Origin of the sequence: Corynebacterium cystitidis (genome assembly GCF_900187295.1) — a bacterium.
Lineage (GTDB): Bacteria > Actinomycetota > Actinomycetes > Mycobacteriales > Mycobacteriaceae > Corynebacterium > Corynebacterium cystitidis.
Genome location: NZ_LT906473.1, coordinates 2,815,767 through 2,832,932 on the forward strand (window position 1 = coordinate 2,815,767; position 17,166 = coordinate 2,832,932).

General features: G+C 56.8%; 16 protein-coding genes. 10 read left to right on the forward strand and 6 right to left on the reverse strand.

Annotated elements, in window-relative coordinates; genetic code table 11:
- The first annotated feature begins 43 nt into the window (after window positions 1–43).
- The 3 genes from CKV99_RS13265 (at window position 44) to trhO (ending at window position 4,192) form a co-directional block, all read left to right on the forward strand.
- Complete coding sequence (locus CKV99_RS13265; protein WP_092259729.1) at window positions 44–1,537, forward strand: DUF1846 domain-containing protein; 1,494 nt, start codon at window positions 44–46, stop codon at window positions 1,535–1,537.
- A gap of 124 nt (window positions 1,538–1,661) precedes the next feature.
- Window positions 1,662–1,994, forward strand: a complete 333-nt coding sequence (locus tag CKV99_RS13270) for an Imm51 family immunity protein (protein ID WP_092259731.1) — start codon at window positions 1,662–1,664, stop codon at window positions 1,992–1,994.
- Between the two features lie 1,289 nt (window positions 1,995–3,283).
- The gene (trhO, locus tag CKV99_RS13275; protein ID WP_092259801.1) at window positions 3,284–4,192 is read left to right on the forward strand and encodes an oxygen-dependent tRNA uridine(34) hydroxylase TrhO; all 909 of its coding nucleotides are present in this window, start codon (window positions 3,284–3,286) and stop codon (window positions 4,190–4,192) included.
- Window positions 4,193–4,239: 47 nt separating this feature from the next.
- Here the strand turns inward: trhO and CKV99_RS13280 are convergent, their stop codons facing one another.
- The 5 genes from CKV99_RS13280 to CKV99_RS13300 all read right to left on the reverse strand — a co-directional run bounded on the left by CKV99_RS13280 (window position 4,240) and on the right by CKV99_RS13300 (window position 9,158).
- On the reverse strand, window positions 4,240–5,889 hold the full coding sequence (locus tag CKV99_RS13280; RefSeq protein WP_092259733.1) for an AbgT family transporter: 1,650 nt from the start codon (window positions 5,887–5,889) through the stop codon (window positions 4,240–4,242).
- 137 nt (window positions 5,890–6,026) lie between these two features.
- A complete protein-coding gene (locus CKV99_RS13285) occupies window positions 6,027–6,494 on the reverse strand; it encodes a hypothetical protein (protein WP_092259735.1) in 468 nt (155 codons plus the stop codon).
- Between the two features lie 9 nt (window positions 6,495–6,503).
- Entirely contained in the window at window positions 6,504–7,481 is a 978-nt protein-coding gene (locus CKV99_RS13290) for a universal stress protein (RefSeq protein ID WP_092259737.1), read from the reverse strand.
- A gap of 58 nt (window positions 7,482–7,539) precedes the next feature.
- Window positions 7,540–8,010 carry a MarR family winged helix-turn-helix transcriptional regulator gene (locus CKV99_RS13295; RefSeq protein WP_092259739.1) on the reverse strand — a complete coding sequence of 157 codons (471 nt, stop codon included), beginning with the start codon at window positions 8,008–8,010 and terminating at the stop codon, window positions 7,540–7,542.
- Between the two features lie 59 nt (window positions 8,011–8,069).
- Window positions 8,070–9,158 (reverse strand): inositol-3-phosphate synthase, encoded by a 1,089-nt coding sequence (locus CKV99_RS13300; protein ID WP_092259741.1) that lies wholly within the window; start codon window positions 9,156–9,158, stop codon window positions 8,070–8,072.
- Window positions 9,159–9,295: 137 nt separating this feature from the next.
- Here CKV99_RS13300 and CKV99_RS13305 point away from each other — a divergent pair, with 137 nt between their 5' ends.
- From CKV99_RS13305 to rplI, 6 genes are all read left to right on the forward strand, one after another.
- Window positions 9,296–9,706 carry a DUF5318 family protein gene (locus tag CKV99_RS13305; RefSeq protein ID WP_169872653.1) on the forward strand — a complete coding sequence of 137 codons (411 nt, stop codon included), beginning with the start codon at window positions 9,296–9,298 and terminating at the stop codon, window positions 9,704–9,706.
- A gap of 80 nt (window positions 9,707–9,786) precedes the next feature.
- The gene (locus CKV99_RS13310; RefSeq protein WP_092259743.1) at window positions 9,787–12,108 is read left to right on the forward strand and encodes a transglycosylase domain-containing protein; all 2,322 of its coding nucleotides are present in this window, start codon (window positions 9,787–9,789) and stop codon (window positions 12,106–12,108) included.
- Window positions 12,109–12,236: 128 nt separating this feature from the next.
- Window positions 12,237–13,670: a glycosyltransferase family 87 protein gene (locus CKV99_RS13315; RefSeq protein WP_408607564.1), complete on the forward strand. Its 1,434-nt coding sequence runs from the start codon at window positions 12,237–12,239 to the stop codon at window positions 13,668–13,670.
- A 269-nt stretch (window positions 13,671–13,939) separates the two neighbouring features.
- Complete coding sequence (gene rpsF, locus CKV99_RS13325) at window positions 13,940–14,236, forward strand: 30S ribosomal protein S6 (protein ID WP_092259747.1); 297 nt, start codon at window positions 13,940–13,942, stop codon at window positions 14,234–14,236.
- Between the two features lie 73 nt (window positions 14,237–14,309).
- Window positions 14,310–14,948: a single-stranded DNA-binding protein gene (locus tag CKV99_RS13330; RefSeq protein WP_092259749.1), complete on the forward strand. Its 639-nt coding sequence runs from the start codon at window positions 14,310–14,312 to the stop codon at window positions 14,946–14,948.
- Window positions 14,949–14,985: 37 nt separating this feature from the next.
- The gene (gene rplI, locus CKV99_RS13335) at window positions 14,986–15,438 is read left to right on the forward strand and encodes a 50S ribosomal protein L9 (RefSeq protein WP_092259751.1); all 453 of its coding nucleotides are present in this window, start codon (window positions 14,986–14,988) and stop codon (window positions 15,436–15,438) included.
- A 276-nt stretch (window positions 15,439–15,714) separates the two neighbouring features.
- On the opposite strand, the gene CKV99_RS15140 is transcribed toward rplI, so the two are convergent.
- Window positions 15,715–15,879, reverse strand: coding sequence for a DUF559 domain-containing protein (locus CKV99_RS15140; RefSeq protein WP_143063452.1), 165 nt, complete (start codon window positions 15,877–15,879; stop codon window positions 15,715–15,717).
- Between the two features lie 301 nt (window positions 15,880–16,180).
- On the opposite strand from CKV99_RS15140, the gene CKV99_RS13340 reads away from it, so the two are divergent.
- A complete protein-coding gene (locus CKV99_RS13340; RefSeq protein ID WP_092259753.1) occupies window positions 16,181–16,951 on the forward strand; it encodes a CPBP family intramembrane glutamic endopeptidase in 771 nt (256 codons plus the stop codon).
- The last annotated feature ends 215 nt before the right edge of the window (window positions 16,952–17,166 follow it).

Consider the following 17,166-nt stretch of genomic DNA (forward strand, 5'->3'; position numbering starts at 1 on the left):
AGCATAATTTCGTACATCGCTGAGACGATTCGGAGGACTCACTGTGCCCCACACACTTGGTTTTGACCGCGAAAAATACATTCAACTGCAGTCAGAGCACATCAACAAACGGCGTGCAGAAATCGGCGGAAAACTCTACCTCGAAATGGGTGGCAAGCTTTTCGACGACATGCACGCCTCACGCGTTCTCCCCGGCTTCACACCCGATAACAAAATCGCGATGCTCGAACGCATCAAGGATGACGTGGAGATCATGGTGTGCCTCAACGCCAAGGACCTCACCCGCCAGAAGAAGCGCGCCGACCTAGACATCACCTACGAAGATGACGTGCTGCGCCTGATCGACGAGTTCCGCGGCGCCGGGTTCCTCGTCGACAACGTGGTGATGACCCAACTAGACGGCAACCACCCTCAAGCCGAGGCCTTCATAGCCCGCCTAGACCGCCTAGGCCTAAAAACAGCGCGCCACCGGGTGATCCCCGGATACCCCAACAACACTGAACTGATCGTGTCCGAAGACGGCTTCGGCCTCAACGACTACGTGGAAACCAGCCGGGACGTCATCGTCATGACCGCCCCGGGGCCCGGTTCCGGCAAGTTGGCCACCTGCCTCTCGCAGGTTTACCACGAGCACAAACGCGGCATCAACGCAGGTTACGCCAAGTTTGAAACGTTTCCCATCTGGAATTTGTCGCTCGAACACCCCGTAAACCTGGCCTATGAGGCCGCCACCGCGGACCTCGACGACATTAACCTGATCGACCCGTATCACATGAGCGCCTACGGGCAGCAGGTCACCAGCTACAACCGCGATGTCGAGGTATTTCCACTGCTCCAAGCATTATTAAAGCAAGTACTGGGAAAGTCGCCGTACCAATCACCCACCGACATGGGTGTGAACATGGCCGGCTACTGCATCTCCGACGACGAGGTCTGCCGTACCGCCTCCCGGCAAGAAATCATCCGCCGCTACTTCAAGGCGCTGGTGGACGAACGCCGCGACGATCGCGACAACGAGGAATCCACCCGCATCTCCATGATCATGCGCAAGGCGGAAATTACTATCGACGAGCGCACGGTGGTTGCCGCAGCACAGCAGGTTGCCGCAGAAACGGGTAATCCGGGGGCCGCCCTCGAGCTTCCCGACGGCACTATCGTAACCGGCAAGACTTCCGCCCTGCTCGGCCCATCCGCAGCCGTGCTACTCAACGCCCTGAAACATTTAGCCGGCATCCCTGATGAGGCATTACTGTTGTCGCCCGAGTCCATCGAACCAATCCAAACGCTGAAAACGGAGCACCTCGGCTCGTCGAATCCGCGCCTGCATACCGACGAAGTACTCATCGCTTTGAGTGTTTCCGCAGCTGACAATGGGGAATCGCGCCGGGCACTCGCGGAGCTGAAAAACCTCGCCGGCTGCGATGCCCACACCACCACCATCCTGGGTAGCGTTGACGAGGGTATCTTCCGTAACTTAGGGGTGCTGGTCACCTGTGACCCGCAGTACTGGAAGAAGCGCCTTTACTATAAGCGTTAGGGAATCTAGCCTGCACTTTTCGGTCGACAAATCCGGATTTCGCCGGGGGCAACAGCGGATTTGTCGACCGAAAAGAGCACGAGCATCGCAACGCCAGAAAGAAGAAGCGTCTAGGCTGGTCGCCATGGCTGTTGACTTCAAACACGTAGAGTACATCGGTGGATACTCACTGATTTTCGAAGCATTCACCACCGCTGTCGACGAGACAATTGCCGATCGCGGTTTCTCACCCATGGGCTACTTTTGGGAACGCGTTGTGGTCTATCTCTGGGAGAAGGATGAGCTAGAGGGCCCATTTTCCTTCGATTGCTCGGCTGACTTTTTCTCCGCCTCGTCGGCAAGCGAGCACGCCATCGCCCAGCTGAAGTCCCACCTGGAGGAGTTGACCTCCCAGCCTGCTAAGGTTTCTTCGCTTATCGACGACGCCCTTGCCGACGATTTCGAGCTCGAGTTCTAGGGGACAGTCGTTTTCTGTTTCGGTTGAGGGCTCTTCTACTTCGCGGGTCCTTGAAAATTGCAGCCCACAAAAAGGTCGTGGCGTCGAGATTACCTTAGGCTCAGCCAACTTTAGACTTCTAAGCTCGATCGCAGATAGTGACTCCTGCGATACACCGGTTCGGCGGCGACCTCTAGGAGTAGTCGCCTGTGACGCGGACGGTGATGCGACACGGCCGGGCCAGACACACATTCTGTTTAACCCACTTAACCGCGCCTTATGGCAGCCAAGGAAAAGGACAGGCCCTCACGTCAGTGAGGGCCTGTTACCTGTATTTTTGCGGGCGCTTTCCCGCTTAATGAACTCTATCCTACAGGTTATCTGGAAGTTGTCAAAGGCTGGTCCCTACGGGGCTCCTGTAGCGTGACTTAGTATGACCCAATTTACACATAAGACGCTTAGCACATTTCGAATGGCAATTCCTCAGGCCCGTTTCCAGACGTACGTTGATGCTGGAGAGACTTGATCATGCTGTGTCTCTCTACTTGTGGAATATGAATGCCGCATCGGCGGTCACCCAGATGTCAGGCCTTGTAGAAGTTCTCTTTCGTGACTCAATTGATCAGTGCCTACAACAATGGAATCTTGCGCAAGGTCATAGCTCGGAGTGGATTACGCAACCAGCTGGCCCTCTCCAACACATAGTCCGTAAAACACCGTCCCAAAATTGGCGTGCCACGCGGAGGGAACCGCTTCCTAGTTCGTGGTGGGAAGCCCGTGCAGAGTGTTCAACCTCTTCTCCCAATCATGACGACCTGGTGGCTGGATTGTCGTTTGGTACGTGGACAAGCATTCTCCCAAAACCATTTGTCACGAGTCCCAATAACGCCAGACTGACGATGTGGAATAATGCGTTAAAATACGGTTTTGGGGGTGAATCAAAAGAAGCAATCTATCGTTGGGCGCACGAAATCCGATACATGAGGAATCGTGCGAGTCATTTGCGTCCGATGCTTAATACAGATCGGCTTCGTAGATTTCACAGATATTCCATTCGATTACTACGAAGCATGGATGAAGATTTCGGCCAGGTTATTGCGGGGCTCGCGCTCATTCCGAATGTCATCAAGGACAAACCCTAGAATCATCTACTGATGAAAGTAGTCGCATATCCGTATGGCTATATGGGTATGTGTTGTTTTGTGGCTTCCGCAAATATTGTTGCCGTCATCCAAACAAAGGGTGGCACGGGGGTTGCGAGACAAGAACCGGTGTTAGGACGCTGGCAGGGCGGCGATTATCCTGAGATTATGTCGCAGAGCAAAATCCTTCTTTATTACCAGTTCCGCCCTATCGCCGACCCTGAGGCGATCCGGCTGTGGCAGCGTGACCTGTGCGAATCCCTCGACCTGCACGGACGGATCCTCATCTCGGAGCATGGCATCAACGGCACCGTCGGCGGTGATATGGACAACTGCAAGAGATACGTGAAGAAAACCAAAGAGTACTTCAGGGGTATGGAGTTTAAATGGTCTGAAGGCGGCAAGGATGACTTCCCGAAGTTGTCGGTGAAGGTCCGCGATGAGATCGTTGCTTTTGGTGCTCCGGGCGAGCTCAAGGTTGACGAACACGGTGTGATCGGTGGGGGCAAGCACCTGAAACCGCACGAGGTGAATGAACTCGTCGAAAAGCACGGCGATGATGTGGTCTTCTTTGACGGCCGTAACGCTCGGGAAGCGGAGATCGGCAAGTTTAAAGGCGCCGTTGTTCCCGATGTGGAGACCACCCACGACTTTATCGAAGAGCTGGAATCCGGCAAGTATGACTGGATGAAGGACAAGAAGGTGATCAGCTACTGCACGGGCGGGATTCGCTGCGAGGTCCTGTCGTCGCTGATGAAGAACCGCGGCTTCGAGGATGTGTACCAAATCGACGGCGGCATTGTCCGCTACGGCGAGAAATATGGAAACTCGGGACTGTGGGAAGGGTCGCTGTTCGTGTTCGATGCGCGCCAGCACACCCAGTTCGGTGACCCGGATGATCCGAACTACATTCAGTTAGGCCACTGTGTGCACTGTGGTGCGGCCACAAACCAGTTTGAAAACTGCTCCAATGAGCCGCACCACCGCCAGCAGTACTTGACCTGCGCAGATTGCTGGGAAAAGAACCCTTACTGCGCGCAGTGCACCGAGAACAAGATCACTGAGCCAGCGAGCTAGCCAGCGAGCAGGCGTAGGCAGCTAACGCAGCTCGCAGGCGTAGGTACTTACACCGCCGGGTACTCCATCGGTGAGCCAGGGCCAAGCGGAATGCCCAGGTAGTACCACGCGAGGAAGAAGATGAACCAGCCACCCATCATCGCCATGGAGTAGGGCAGTGCCAGCGACATCAGGGTGCCCACGCCTGCCTTGGAGTAGTAGCGCTGCAGGAAGGTCAGGGCCAAGGCGAAGTAGGGCGACATCGGCGTAATGATATTTGTTGGGGAGTCACCGATACGGAACAGCATCTGGCTGACCTCCGGCGATACTCCCAGATACATCATGATCGGCACCACCACCGGCGCCATCAGCGCCCACTGGGCGGAACCGGATGTGATAAACAAGTTGAGCAAGCCAACCAGCAGCACAAACACGGCGAACAGCGCCCAGTTTGGCAGGTCAAGAACCTGCAGCAGCTCGGCGCCCCTGATGGAAGTCCATTGGCCTAGGTTGGACCACTGGAACCAGGCCAGGAACTGGGAAACTGCGAAGAACAGCACGATCATTGGCAGCATGGTCTTTAGGCCTTCAGCCATCATCTCTGGCACGTCCGCGGCCTTGGTGATGGAACGGGAAACCAGGCCGTAGGTGATGCCGCTGAGCAGGAAGAACGCTGTGATCGGAACTGCAATGGAACGGATCAGGGGCGATTCCATTACCTGGCCGTCATTCACAAACGGGGAACCCGGCACGAACAGCAGCGCGAAGTACACTGCCAGCAGCCCCAGCAGCACTAGGCCCGTTACTTTCAGGGCCTTCTTCTCGTGGTCATCCAACTTCAGCTGCTCGAGGCGTTCCTCTTCGTTTGTGGGCACTTCGTCGCCGAAGGAGACTTCCTTTTCGTTGATCTCATCGTGGTTGATCAACTGTCGGGCTTTCTTTTCGACGAAGAACTCTGTTACTGCTGTGATGATTAAAGCCAGCACGATCGCCGAGGGAATCACGAAGAAAATATTGGCTAGGCCGGAGACCTCGTAGTTTTCGTCGACAAGCTGTGCCGCTGAAGTGGAAATACCGGCCAGCAGCAGGTCAGTAATATTCAGAACCAGCGAGGCGTTGAAGCCTGCCGACGAGGCTGCGAACGCCACCATGGCACCCACAATCGGGGAGCGGCCGAGCGCGTAAAAAGCCATGGCACCTAGCGGGATCACGATCACATACACGGCGTCGGAGGCGACGGAACCGGTTACGCCGGCCAGCGCCACCACAAACGTCAATGTCCGCGGGCCTGTTTTGGAGACCATTCCGCGCACCGCTGCCGACAGCAGGCCCGAGTGTTCCGCGACGGCGACACCGAGCATCGCTACCAGGATCACGCCCAGCGGCGGGAAGGTCACAAAATTATTGACCGCATCGGAGACCATCTGCTGCAGGCCGTCGCGGGTGAGCAGATTGACCACCTCGACGGTGTCGCCGGTATCTGGTTGGGTGGCGCTCATCCCAATGCGCGAACCGATCCAGGAGGCCACCAGCGTGATTCCGCCAAGGATCACGAACAGCCAGAAAGGGTGGGGGAGTTTATTGCCCACTCGTTCGACAAAGCCCAGGAAGCCTTTGGACTTTCCTTTCTCATTGCTTGTCGACGACGGCGTGTGTTCAGAAGATGCGTGTTCAACAGTCGTACTACCCGAGTTGCGGGCGCCCGGCTTTTCAGTCATGGGTGTCCAATCGTAGGCTGTGATGTAGGCGACAGATTATTGCGGTTTTACTGTCAACGCACACAAGCACCCCCATCAGGTGGGGGCGTAGGGAGTTCACCGGAGAGAAAAAGGGGCGCGGAGCTGCGCCACTCGATCTATAAGTAGTCGGTGGCAAGCATGCTAATAGTGATGGTGAGCCACCACATTGTAAATGGCAGAATCGGCAGCCAGAGAACGCCCATCCAGGGCATCCAGCGTTCATACCGGTTGAGTTTGCGCACCATGATCACAGCGCAACCAATCAGCGCCGCTACCGGCGGGAGCGACGAAAGAATCGCCCACCAAGTGCGCTGCGATTGGGAGCACAGCCACGTGGCCTCGCCGGCCTCGCACAGTGGCCCGCCGACGAGGCGGAAGATCAGCGCCAGCAGCCCAGCAAACACGAGCGTGCCGACGATCGACCCCACCATGTACAGGATCGCCTGCCTCGTCGACGCCTTATTTCGGGCAGCAACCTCAACTGGGTCAGGCTGGTCGGCAAGATCATCGAAAGACTCTGCCTCTGGCCGTGCCCGGTTCGAGTAGTCATACGCGGAGGTCAGATCATTTTCGGGGTGAGTCATACCCCCAGCTTAGGTGCTCATATACGGGTGGATCACGACGGGGACGGGAACGTGTCTTAAGAACTCATTCGCGGTGGAACCTACAAACACGCGCTCCAGCGTTCCCATGGGATGCGAATCCATGCACAGAATGTCGCCCTTCTTCCACTTCAACGAGTCCACGGCGTTGCCCCAGCCCTTGCCGGAACCAACCTCAGTTTCTACCTCTAAGAAGTCGCGGTGTTCAATGACGCGGTCGCGGGCAAGATCCAGCATGGCTAAGGATTGCTCGTTCCACTCGTCGATAAGCTCACTGCCGATGCCCTTCGGTTTATTCAAAGCCGCGTCGGTCAACCCAGTAGGGGAAAACGTAATAATGCGCAGTGTCACTTCAAGGGTGGCGGCGAGCTCTGCGGCGAATAGGAGCCCGGAGCTGTTTTCGTCGGCACGCTTATCGATATACGCAAAATTGACCCGCGTGATGCCCTTCTTTGACAACTTCACAGCGCGCGGCGCTAAACCCAAGGCGGTGGGGGAGGAGTGCATCAACGCATCGGCGGTAGATCCGGCGAGGAAACGCCCCTTGGAGGCGGCAGCGTTGGAGCCCACCAGGATGAGATCGGCATCAAATCGCTGGGCTTCATCGGTGAGAAGTTGGGCCTCGTTTTGCCCATCAGAAAAAGTGGAAAACTGCTTATCCCACTGAGAACGTGGCAGGTCCACGCTCTTAAGAGCCTTTTCGACAGCCTCAGCGCACGCTTCTGCCTCATGTTTGCGCCACTTCTTGTATTTTTTGCCCATCATGTTCAACGATGCAGGCCACGGCCTCAAAAGGGTGGATGCTACCCGGACGGACACCGGCGTGCTACGGCCCAGCCAGGCGGCGAATTCGAGGGCTTCGGTCCCGCCAGACTCGTCGTTGCCGGGGTCCCAAGCCACGAGGATGCGAAGCGTGCCGTCGCTCAAGCGATCTGCGATGGCAGCTGAAGATGACTGATCAGTGGGCATAGAAAAATCACGAACAACGATTAGATAGTAGTAACGGTTTCGATACTATTATCGCAGGTTACTCAGACTTATTGGAAATCTGCTCTGTGCTATAGCTGTTTGCCAGCGCATTAATCACATCGACGAGGTCCGCCGCCTTAGCCAAGTGCTCGTCGTCAAGCGTGGCAAGCATGTCCGCAAGATAACGGGTACGCTCCTCACCAACGCGCTCCAATTCGCGCTCACCGACCGCAGTCAGCTCAACGCGAACGCCACGGCGGTCAGTCTCCTCCCGGATTCGCCGCACCAGACCGCGTTGCTCAAGTTGGTGAAGAGCATTCGACGCCGTTGGCATACGAATGCCCTCATCGTGTGCGACCTGGCTGATGCGTGACGCACCGTTGTCCTTGAGTCGCGTCATGATTGACAGCTGCGGGCCAGTGAGGTCCGACTGGTCTGCAATGCGAAAGTAGGTCACATAAAGCTTAGTCATCGACGGCCGGATACGCGCGGCGATGTCCATTGGGTCAAGGGAATCAGATGAAGCCATAACCCCATTGTAGACATAGTTGCGGACGCGAAACCATCGACTTCTCGCCCACACACCTCTTAACTTGCGCCGGAAATGTAGGTTTCTAGTTCTGCACGCGCTTCTTCATCACCCTTTTGTACTGGTGGCGACTTCATGAGGTAGGCGCTGGCCGGCAGGATTGGGCCGGTGTCCCCACGGTCAAGTGCGATCTTCGCGGCGCGCACCGCATCAATAATGATGCCCGCAGAGTTAGGCGAATCCCACACCTCCAGCTTGTATTCCAGATTCAGCGGAACTTCACCGAACGCGGTGCCCTCGAGTCGGACATACGCCCACTTGCGGTCATCCAGCCACGCCACATAGTCGGACGGGCCGATATGGACGTTGCGGTCCTCCTTCTTGCCCGCAATCGGAGACTCCTTCAGATTGGAGGTGACAGCCTGGGTCTTGGAGATCTTCTTGGACTCTAACCGGTTGCGGTCCAACATGTTCATAAAGTCCATGTTGCCGCCCACGTTCAGCTGCATAGTTCGCTCCAGGCGCACACCCCGGTCCTCGAACAACTTGGCCATCACACGGTGAGTGATGGTGGCGCCGACCTGGCTTTTGATGTCATCGCCGACGATGGGAACGCCCGCATCTTCGAACTTTTTCGCCCACGCTGGATCTGATGCGATAAACACTGGCAAAGCGTTGACAAAGGCCACACCCGCATCGATGGCGGATTGAGCGTAAAACTTATCCGCCTCTTCAGCACCCACGGGCAGGTAGGACACCAGTACATCTACCTCGCGTTCGCGCAGTACAGCGGCAACATCCACGGGCTGTTCGGTCGACTCCTTGATGGTCTCTAGATAGTGGATTCCCAAGCCATCAAGAGTGGGGCCACGCTGCACGGTCACGCCCGTTGCGGGAATGTCAGTGATCTTGATGGTGTTGTTCTGGCTAGACCGGGTGGCCTCTGCCAAGTCCTTGCCCACCTTGTCAGCATCCACGTCGAAGGCGGCGACGAACTCGATGTCGCCAACGTGGTAGTCGCCGAACTGCACATGCATCAGGCCCGGCACCTTGTCTGCTGGGTCCGCATTGCGGTAAAACTCGACGCCCTCGATCAGTGAGGTTGCGCAGTTGCCCACACCTGCGATTGCTACTCGGATTGTGCTCATGTGACGTCTTGGTCCCTTCACTCGTGACAGAAATACCAATTGTTGAAATTTCAGGTATATCTCCAACAGACTAGAAAGGTCGAGCCGAAAATGCCTCATCGAAAGTGCCGAAATTGCAGGTTGATCGATCAAGTAGGATGGCTGACGTGATCGTTTACAGTCAGCAGATCTCGCACGAATGGGAGCGCAGAAACCTACTGCGTCACGTTCATGCCGGACGAGTGCCTCGCGCCAACGTGTGCGACGCTGACTTCCTCCTGGTTACAGCCGCGAAGTTCCACGGGTGGGCGTCGGCACGCCCCTGCCCCTTATGCGAGGCGGAGATGCGGAATGTGAAATGGATCTATAGCGAGAAGTTAGGCAGGCGCTCCGGCACCGCGCGTAACGACGACGAGATCGCCGACATCACTGCTGAAGTCGGTGAACTCACCGTACATACCGTGGAGGTATGTCCGTCGTGTCGCTGGAACCACCTGCTCGTGGAAGAGCAGGCACGTGTCCAGGTTCCTGGCCAGAAAACTGGTGATCGTGAAGTCATGGATGATTAATTCACGAAACTGTCTGAAACGAAGTAACCTGCACTAAGAGCAGTAATGGCAAATTGATAAGTACCGGTAGGACAAGCGACGTGGCTAATAACGCTGAAAACGGTGGTTACACCAGCAACTCTGGGGGCCAACAGCCCTCACGCGCGAAGAACTCAACCCGCGCAGGATCGTCGCCTGCAAAGGGCAGTTCCGTACGCTCAAAATCGAAGGGCAAGAAGGGCCGCAAGAACAACACACGCAACGCGGTGCTAGCGATCCTGGCTGTGATTATGGCCCTGATGATCGCTCTCCCCCTCGGCGCGTTCGCCGTTGCCTACGTCAAAGTTGATGTGCCTGAGCCACAGGAACTCCAGGCTGCCCAGATCTCTTCGATCTACGCCTCCGACTCAACAACCGAGTTGGCGCGTATCGTGCCTCCTGAGGGAAACCGGGAACAGATTCCCCTGGAAGAAATTCCAGAGCACGTCCAAAATGCTGTGCTGGCCGCCGAAGACCGCGAATTCTGGACTAACCAGGGTTTTTCCATTACAGGTTTCGCCCGCGCTGTCATGGGCCAGCTAACCGGTGATGATTCTGCCGGCGGCGGCTCCACCATCACGCAGCAGTACGTGAAGAATGCGCTGGTAGGCAATGAGCACTCGTATGTGCGTAAGGCCCGTGAGTTGGTCTATTCGGTGAAGATGACCAACCAGTGGGAAAAGGAAGACATCCTTGCCGCATATTTGAACACCGTGTACTTCGGACGCAACGCCTACGGTGTCGAGGCCGCAGCTCACGCGTACTTTGCCAAGCCAGCCTCTGAGCTGACTGTGGAAGAAGGAGCGCTGCTGGCCGGGGTGATCCAGCTGCCCAGCCAACTTGACCCGTGGACCAACCGCGAAGGGGCTGAGGCTCGCTGGAACTATGTCATGGATGGCCTAGTAGAGATGGAGGTGGTGGATCCAGCAGCACGCCAGGCAGCCCAATTCCCAGAAACCCGCAACCCCGCCGAGTACTCCGCCTACACAGAGGCGACTGGCGCTAATGGCATGATCAAAAACCAGGTGATCAAGGAACTCGAACTGATCGGAATCTCTGAGCAGGACGTGACCAACCGTGGCCTACAGATCACCACCACCATTGACACGAAGGTGCAGCAGGCAGCACTGGACGCGGCGCACCAAAACCTTGCGCCCCTGCAAGACGATGCGCGCGCTGCTGTGGTTGTCGTTGAGCCGGGAACCGGTGCGGTACGGGGCTACTACGGTGGCGACGACGCGGCAGGCTGGGACTATGCAGATGCGGCGCTGCAGACGGGTTCTACCTTTAAGATTTTCGGTCTGGCCGCTGCGTTGCAGCAAGGTATCCCGCTGTCTGCCACCTACGATTCTTCGGCGGTGAAGCTTCCCGGCAGCAATATCGTTGTGGAGAATTGGGACGGTGGTTCTGCGGGCTATACGACGATCGCGGAAGCCTTGAAGCACTCGCACAACACCTCATTTATCCGCCTTCAGAATGACCTTGCGAATACCACGCAAGACACCGCCGACATGGCCCACGCGCTGGGCATGGCGCGTTCTCTTCCGGGTATCCCGAAGACGTTGACTGAGAACGGCAAACAGCCGTATGAGGGAATCATTTTGGGCCAGTACCAGTCGCGCGCCCTCGATATGGCCACCGCTGTTGCCACTTTGGCTAACCATGGCGTGTGGCACCCGACCCACTTCGTGGAGCGTGTGGAAACCATCGATGGCGAAGTGCTCTACCAGTTCGATTCCGAATACTCTGAGCGTCGCGTGTCCGCCCAGGTGGCAGACGCCACCATTAACGCGATGGAACCTGTGGCTGCGTATTCCTACGGTTCTCTGGCAGGCGGCCGCCCGTCCGCGTCGAAGACAGGTACCTCCCAGCTGGGCGATACCGGCACCAACAAAGACACCTGGATGGTCGGCACAACGCCGCAGCTGACCGCTGCGGTGTGGGTGGGTACCGCCGACAACACCTCGGCCATCTTCAACCAGTGGGGTGGCAATATGTACGGCTCCGGCGCCGCCACCGATATTTGGAAGCAGGTGCTCGATACCTCCCTACAAGGCCAGGAAGTCGTCCAATTCCCGCGGGCTGACCCGATTTTCTGGGGAGTTAATGGTGCTGGTTACACCGGTGGCGGATATGCCTCGGGTTATAGTTCCGGCTATGGCTCCGGTTCAGGCACCTCCTCGGGCACCGGAACCGCTGACGGTGGGGCTGGCTCCAGCGTAGAGCTGGCTCCAGCACCCGAGCCTGCCCCTGATCCCGCACAGGCACCGGCTCCAGAACCTGCACCGGCCCCAGAATCCGCGCCTGCTCCGGCTCCAGATCCCGCTCCCATACCGGTTCCGGACATCGCGGAGATTCTAGATGGCATTGACATCGGATTGTGATCGTCGTGACCACCACAACTGCGCAGTCCGGTGCCTCCACACAGACGAAGCCCCACCCAAGCCAGCGCGTCCAGCCCGCTCACACCGAGCCTCTGGCCGCAGGGGTAGTGGAAAGGCTCGGCGGGCCGATGGGCAGGTTCGCCACAATTGGGCGCGCCCGCTGGTGGACTCCCCTGCGCGTGTTGATCGCAGTCGCGTGGGTGTTCCTGTCGTTCGGCCTGTTGTCAAAGGCGAATTGTGCCGGAGGCGCGCGTTCCGACGACGGCACCGTGGTTCTCAACTGGGCAGGCAATCGCCAATACACCTCGTTTTGTTATAACGACATCACACCGCTGTACGTGGGCCGTGGCCTTAACCAGCCCGGGTTCGTCTACGACTATTCCTGGGTGGAGGGCGAGACCACCCGCTACATGGAGTACCCGGTTCTCGCTGGGCTCTTCCAAGGTTTAATGGGCTGGATTGCCCGGTCTACCTATGGGCTTGTCGACGGGTTCTTGCCGGATGCTGGCTGGTATTTTTACCTCACCGCGTTCGTGCTGTCGATTATGTGGGTGTGTACTATCCGCATCGTTGTGGAGCTGGCGGGTAACCGGATCTGGGACACCATCTTGGTGGCTGCATCCCCGCTGGTGATAGTGCACGCGTTTACAAACTGGGATATTCCCTCGATCATGTTTGTTGCAGCAGCGTTGCTGTTGGCTCGCAACAAGCGCTTCATCTGGGCGGGTGTCATGATCGGCGCTGGAACCGCTTTCAAACTGTGGCCGCTGTTCCTCTTGGGGGCCTACTTGGTGGTGGCGATCCGGAAGCGGTCCTTTCTCCAATTTGGCACGATGCTGTTGTCTGCGGTGGCTACGTGGATGGTGATCAACATCCCTGTGATGCTGGCCTACCCGCAGGCGTGGGCGGAATTTACCCGCTTAAATTCTGAGCGCTCGTGGGAGTGGACCACCATCTACGCCGTGGTTTCCCGCGCAACGGGGTGGAGCGGATTCGACAACGGTGACGGCACCCCAGAAATACTTAATGCTGTGACGCTGATGCTCTTCGTTGTCGCCTGTGTAGCAATTTTGGTGTTGGGGCTGAAGGCGTCACGGACTCCCAGAATTGCTGAACTGCTTTTCCTCATTGTGGCGTGCTTTCTTCTGGTGAATAAGGTGTGGAGCCCCCAGTACTCGCTGTGGCTCGTCGTTCCTGCAGTGCTAGCAATCCCGCACTGGCGTTTGCTGCTGAGCTGGATGACTGTCGATATGCTCGTCTGGCCGATCTTGATGTGGCACATGTTAGGCGTGGATAATAAGGGCTTGCCAGGAGAGGTTCTCAATATCGTGGTGGTGGTGCGCGACGGTTTTATCGTGGCGATGATCGTTGTTGTCATCCTCCAAATGTTTAACCGTTGTACTGATAAAGTCGCAGTCGCGCATGGTGGCCACGACCCGCTGCTAACCACACCTAATGTGTGGGGAAAAGAGGAACTGGAATGCTCAACCTCACCACAATCCTCGGAATCATCTCAATCTTCATCTCCTTCGCACTCTTCGGTGCCACCTTCTACTCAGTAATGAAGAAAAAGCCGTGGCAAGTCCCGGTGATCCTTGGCATCTTAGCTTTCCTCTTCATGACAGTGATTCCGGTCGGTCTGGCCGTACTCGTTGCCGTTCCAGAAGGGGCCACCGGATAGTGTGAGCACACCGAAGCCAAAACCAAGCTCGGGGCAATTTTTTCGTGCTTGACCCATGGGGTACGCTGGGGAGGTTGCTTGACGCAACGAACCCTCCTGCTATCGCCACAAGAGGTGATGGCCGAAACCAATACAAGACCATAGGAGGTGATGAGGTCCGTGCGTCACTATGAAGTCATGATCATTCTTGATCCGCAACAAGATGAGCGCACTGTCGCCCCGTCCCTAGATAAGTATCTAGAGCGCGTCCGCAAGGATAATGGCACAGTGGAAAACGTTGATGTGTGGGGTAAGCGTCGTCTTGCCTACCCGATCAACAAGAAGGAAGAAGGAATCTACGTTGTTGTTAACCTCGAGTGCGAGGCCGACACCGTTTCCGAGTTTGACCGCGTTGTTAACCTAAGCGACAACGTCATGCGTACCAAGGTTCTGCGAACCGACAAGTAAGAGCGAAATCTGGTACACAAGCCAGTAAGAAAGCTCATCTGAACACGGAACACTTGTAAGGAAGGCAAAGAACATGGCACAGGGAGATACCCCCATCACACTTGTCGGCAACCTAACCGCCGACCCGGAGCTGCGCTTCACCCCATCGGGTGCAGCCGTAGCAAACTTCACCGTCGCATCCACCCCGCGTCAGTACAATCGCGACTCGGGCCAGTGGGAAGACGGCGAAGCCATGTTCCTGGACTGCAGCGTGTGGCGCCAAGCCGCGGAAAATGTCGCTGAATCCATGTCCAAGGGCATGCGCGTGATTGTCACCGGGCGTCTCCGCCAGCGTTCTTTTACCAACCGCGATGGCGAAAAGCGCACCGTCTTTGAAGTCGATGTCGATGAAGTTGGCCCATCCCTTCGTTGGGCTTCCGCAACCGTAAACCGCAACCCACGTGAGGGTGGCTCTGGCGGGAACTGGGGCGGAGGCAACCGTGGAGGTGGCCAGCAGCAGTCGCAGGGTGGTTTTGGTGGGCAGCAGCCCGGCCAGAACAACCAGGGTGGCTTCGGCCAGCAGGCACCGCAGCATGGCTCTCAGCAGTCCCAGCAGTCTGGTGGACAGCAGTCTGGTGGCCAGCAGGTGCAGCAGCCCGCAAATGATCCGTGGAATTCCGCACCTCCAGCCGGTGGATTCGGCGGTGGTATGGATGATGAGCCTCCGTTCTAAACGATCACAATATTCAACTGAAGGAAGGTAACGGATCATGAAGCTGATCCTCACCGCTGCCGTTGAAAACCTTGGCGCACCCGGCGACATTGTCGAGGTCAAGGACGGCTACGGACGTAACTACCTGCTTCCACGCGGCCTGGCTATCGTTGCCACCCGCGGTGCAGAGAAGCAGATCGAAGGCATCAAACGTGCCCAGGAAGAGCGCGCAGTGCGCGACCTGGACCACGCTAAGGAGCTGCGCACTCAGCTCGACGAGCTCACTGGTGTGACCGTCAAGGTGCGTACCTCGGAGTCTGGCAAGCTGTTCGGCTCCGTCAAAGCTGGCGACATCGCAGACGCGATTAAGGCGGCTGGCGGCCCAGCTCTTGACAAGCGCATCATCGACCTGCCAAAGGGTCACGTGCGCAAGACCGGTAATCACCAGGTCATTGTCAAACTCCACGACGACGTGGAGGCCAAGGTGAACTTCGCGGTCGAAAGCGCATAAGTTTCGGCTTTTCGCTTATCGACGATCCACAGGTCCCAGCTGCCACCGGGTGAGGCCGGCGTGCAGCCTCCGGGCTTGAACGGATCACATGACAACAGCATTATTAGGCGTGGCCCCGCACTTGTGAGGAGTGCGGGGCCACGCCTTTTCGTCGTGTGGGTTTTAGGCTGGGCTGTTGCCCTTCCACCCTCAGTGAAACTGCCAGGGGTCACCGAAAAATCTATCGACTTTCTCGTGTTCTATCCAGTCACTATGCTGAGCGCGGCCGGGGGCTGCCTACTTTCTGGTATTCCGCAATACTTCCCGGATCCTTTCGATCACCATGTGCCGTTGCGTCCGAATCTCATGCGGAGTGAACCGAAGCGCCCAGTACCCTAGGTTGCGGATATATTTTTCGCGGTCCATCTCTTTACGTCTCACCTCTGCGAAAGCTCCTAACATCCCACCCCACACCAACCACCACCAAAAGCACGACGATAAATTCGGGCCGTAGGCAGGTATGACGTTGTTATGTTAAGTTAGTCTGCGAAGCCCCGGTGGAGTGCTGCCTGGCGGAAAAGTCCGGCCAGATATTCTCGCTGGGGTCCTGACATTGCAGGCTATTTTAAGGCGACCATACTCAGTGTCTGATAGTGACTGGATAGCATTGTGGCTATCGGAACCACGATGGGAACGATACCTGCGGGTATGTAAATCAGACGATCATAACTTCGTAGTTCAGCAACAGAGGACGTAGTAAATCATGACTAAGGAAACCCACGAAACCTCTACTCCCGGTCGGCACACAGTGGCTGGTAATTTAAGACCACTCACGCTTAGCGACGCCCTCTTCATCTTTAGTGTAGCCATCCTCGGTGGTCTCCTCGTTTTTATTATTGCCCTCGGCGCAGTACGGGCGGGTGCAGATAAACACACCGCGCTTTCCTTGGTGATACTTCTGCTTACTGTCCACGGCCTGATGGTATTGGGGGTGCAGGCTTGGTGGTTGAGACGACGCAGGATAAGTTGGCAGCAGCTTGGACTGCGCCGACCCACCCCACGGCTACTGCACCTGCTGTGGCAAATACCAGTATTGCTAGTGTCTATAGCACTAATCAACATGGGTTTCTTTGTGCTAACCGGCAGGGCGGAATCACCCGACGATGCCCCAAATTCTGATGGGTGGCTAGCCAATATTGGCCCCGACTTCTTTCACCCCGCCATGTGGGCGATGGTTTTACTGCTGATCACACTCTTGGTCCCTTTGTGGGAGGAAGTTCTGCTGCGAGGCGTGCTTTATCAATCCTTGCGCAATCGCGGGTGGCACCTGTCCCTGGTAATCCTTGTGAGCTCTCTAGTGTTCGCTATCATGCACCTCGCGCCACCACTTTTGCCTTACTATCTCGCCTTAGGAATAGGCCTGGGGTTGTTACGGGCCTTCCACGACAACCTCTGGGCCCCATTTATCGCTCACGCCACCTTGAACTTTCTTGTTAGTGGCACCGTAATTCTCGCCCTAGTCGGTAGCGTTTAAGGCGTCTTGGATACTTGACAGCATCAACCGGTAGCTGTGGTGCTGTGACACAGCAGCCCATGTGCTTGCGGGTGAAACTCCTTGCGTCATGGAGTGATCGAAAAAGCCGAGTGCCAAACACTGGAATGCTCTGCAGCTTCCAGCGTTTGCCAATAGACCAACCGAGCATGAATACCTACGCCCAGACGGAGTGAATGCCAATCCCGTCATCATCT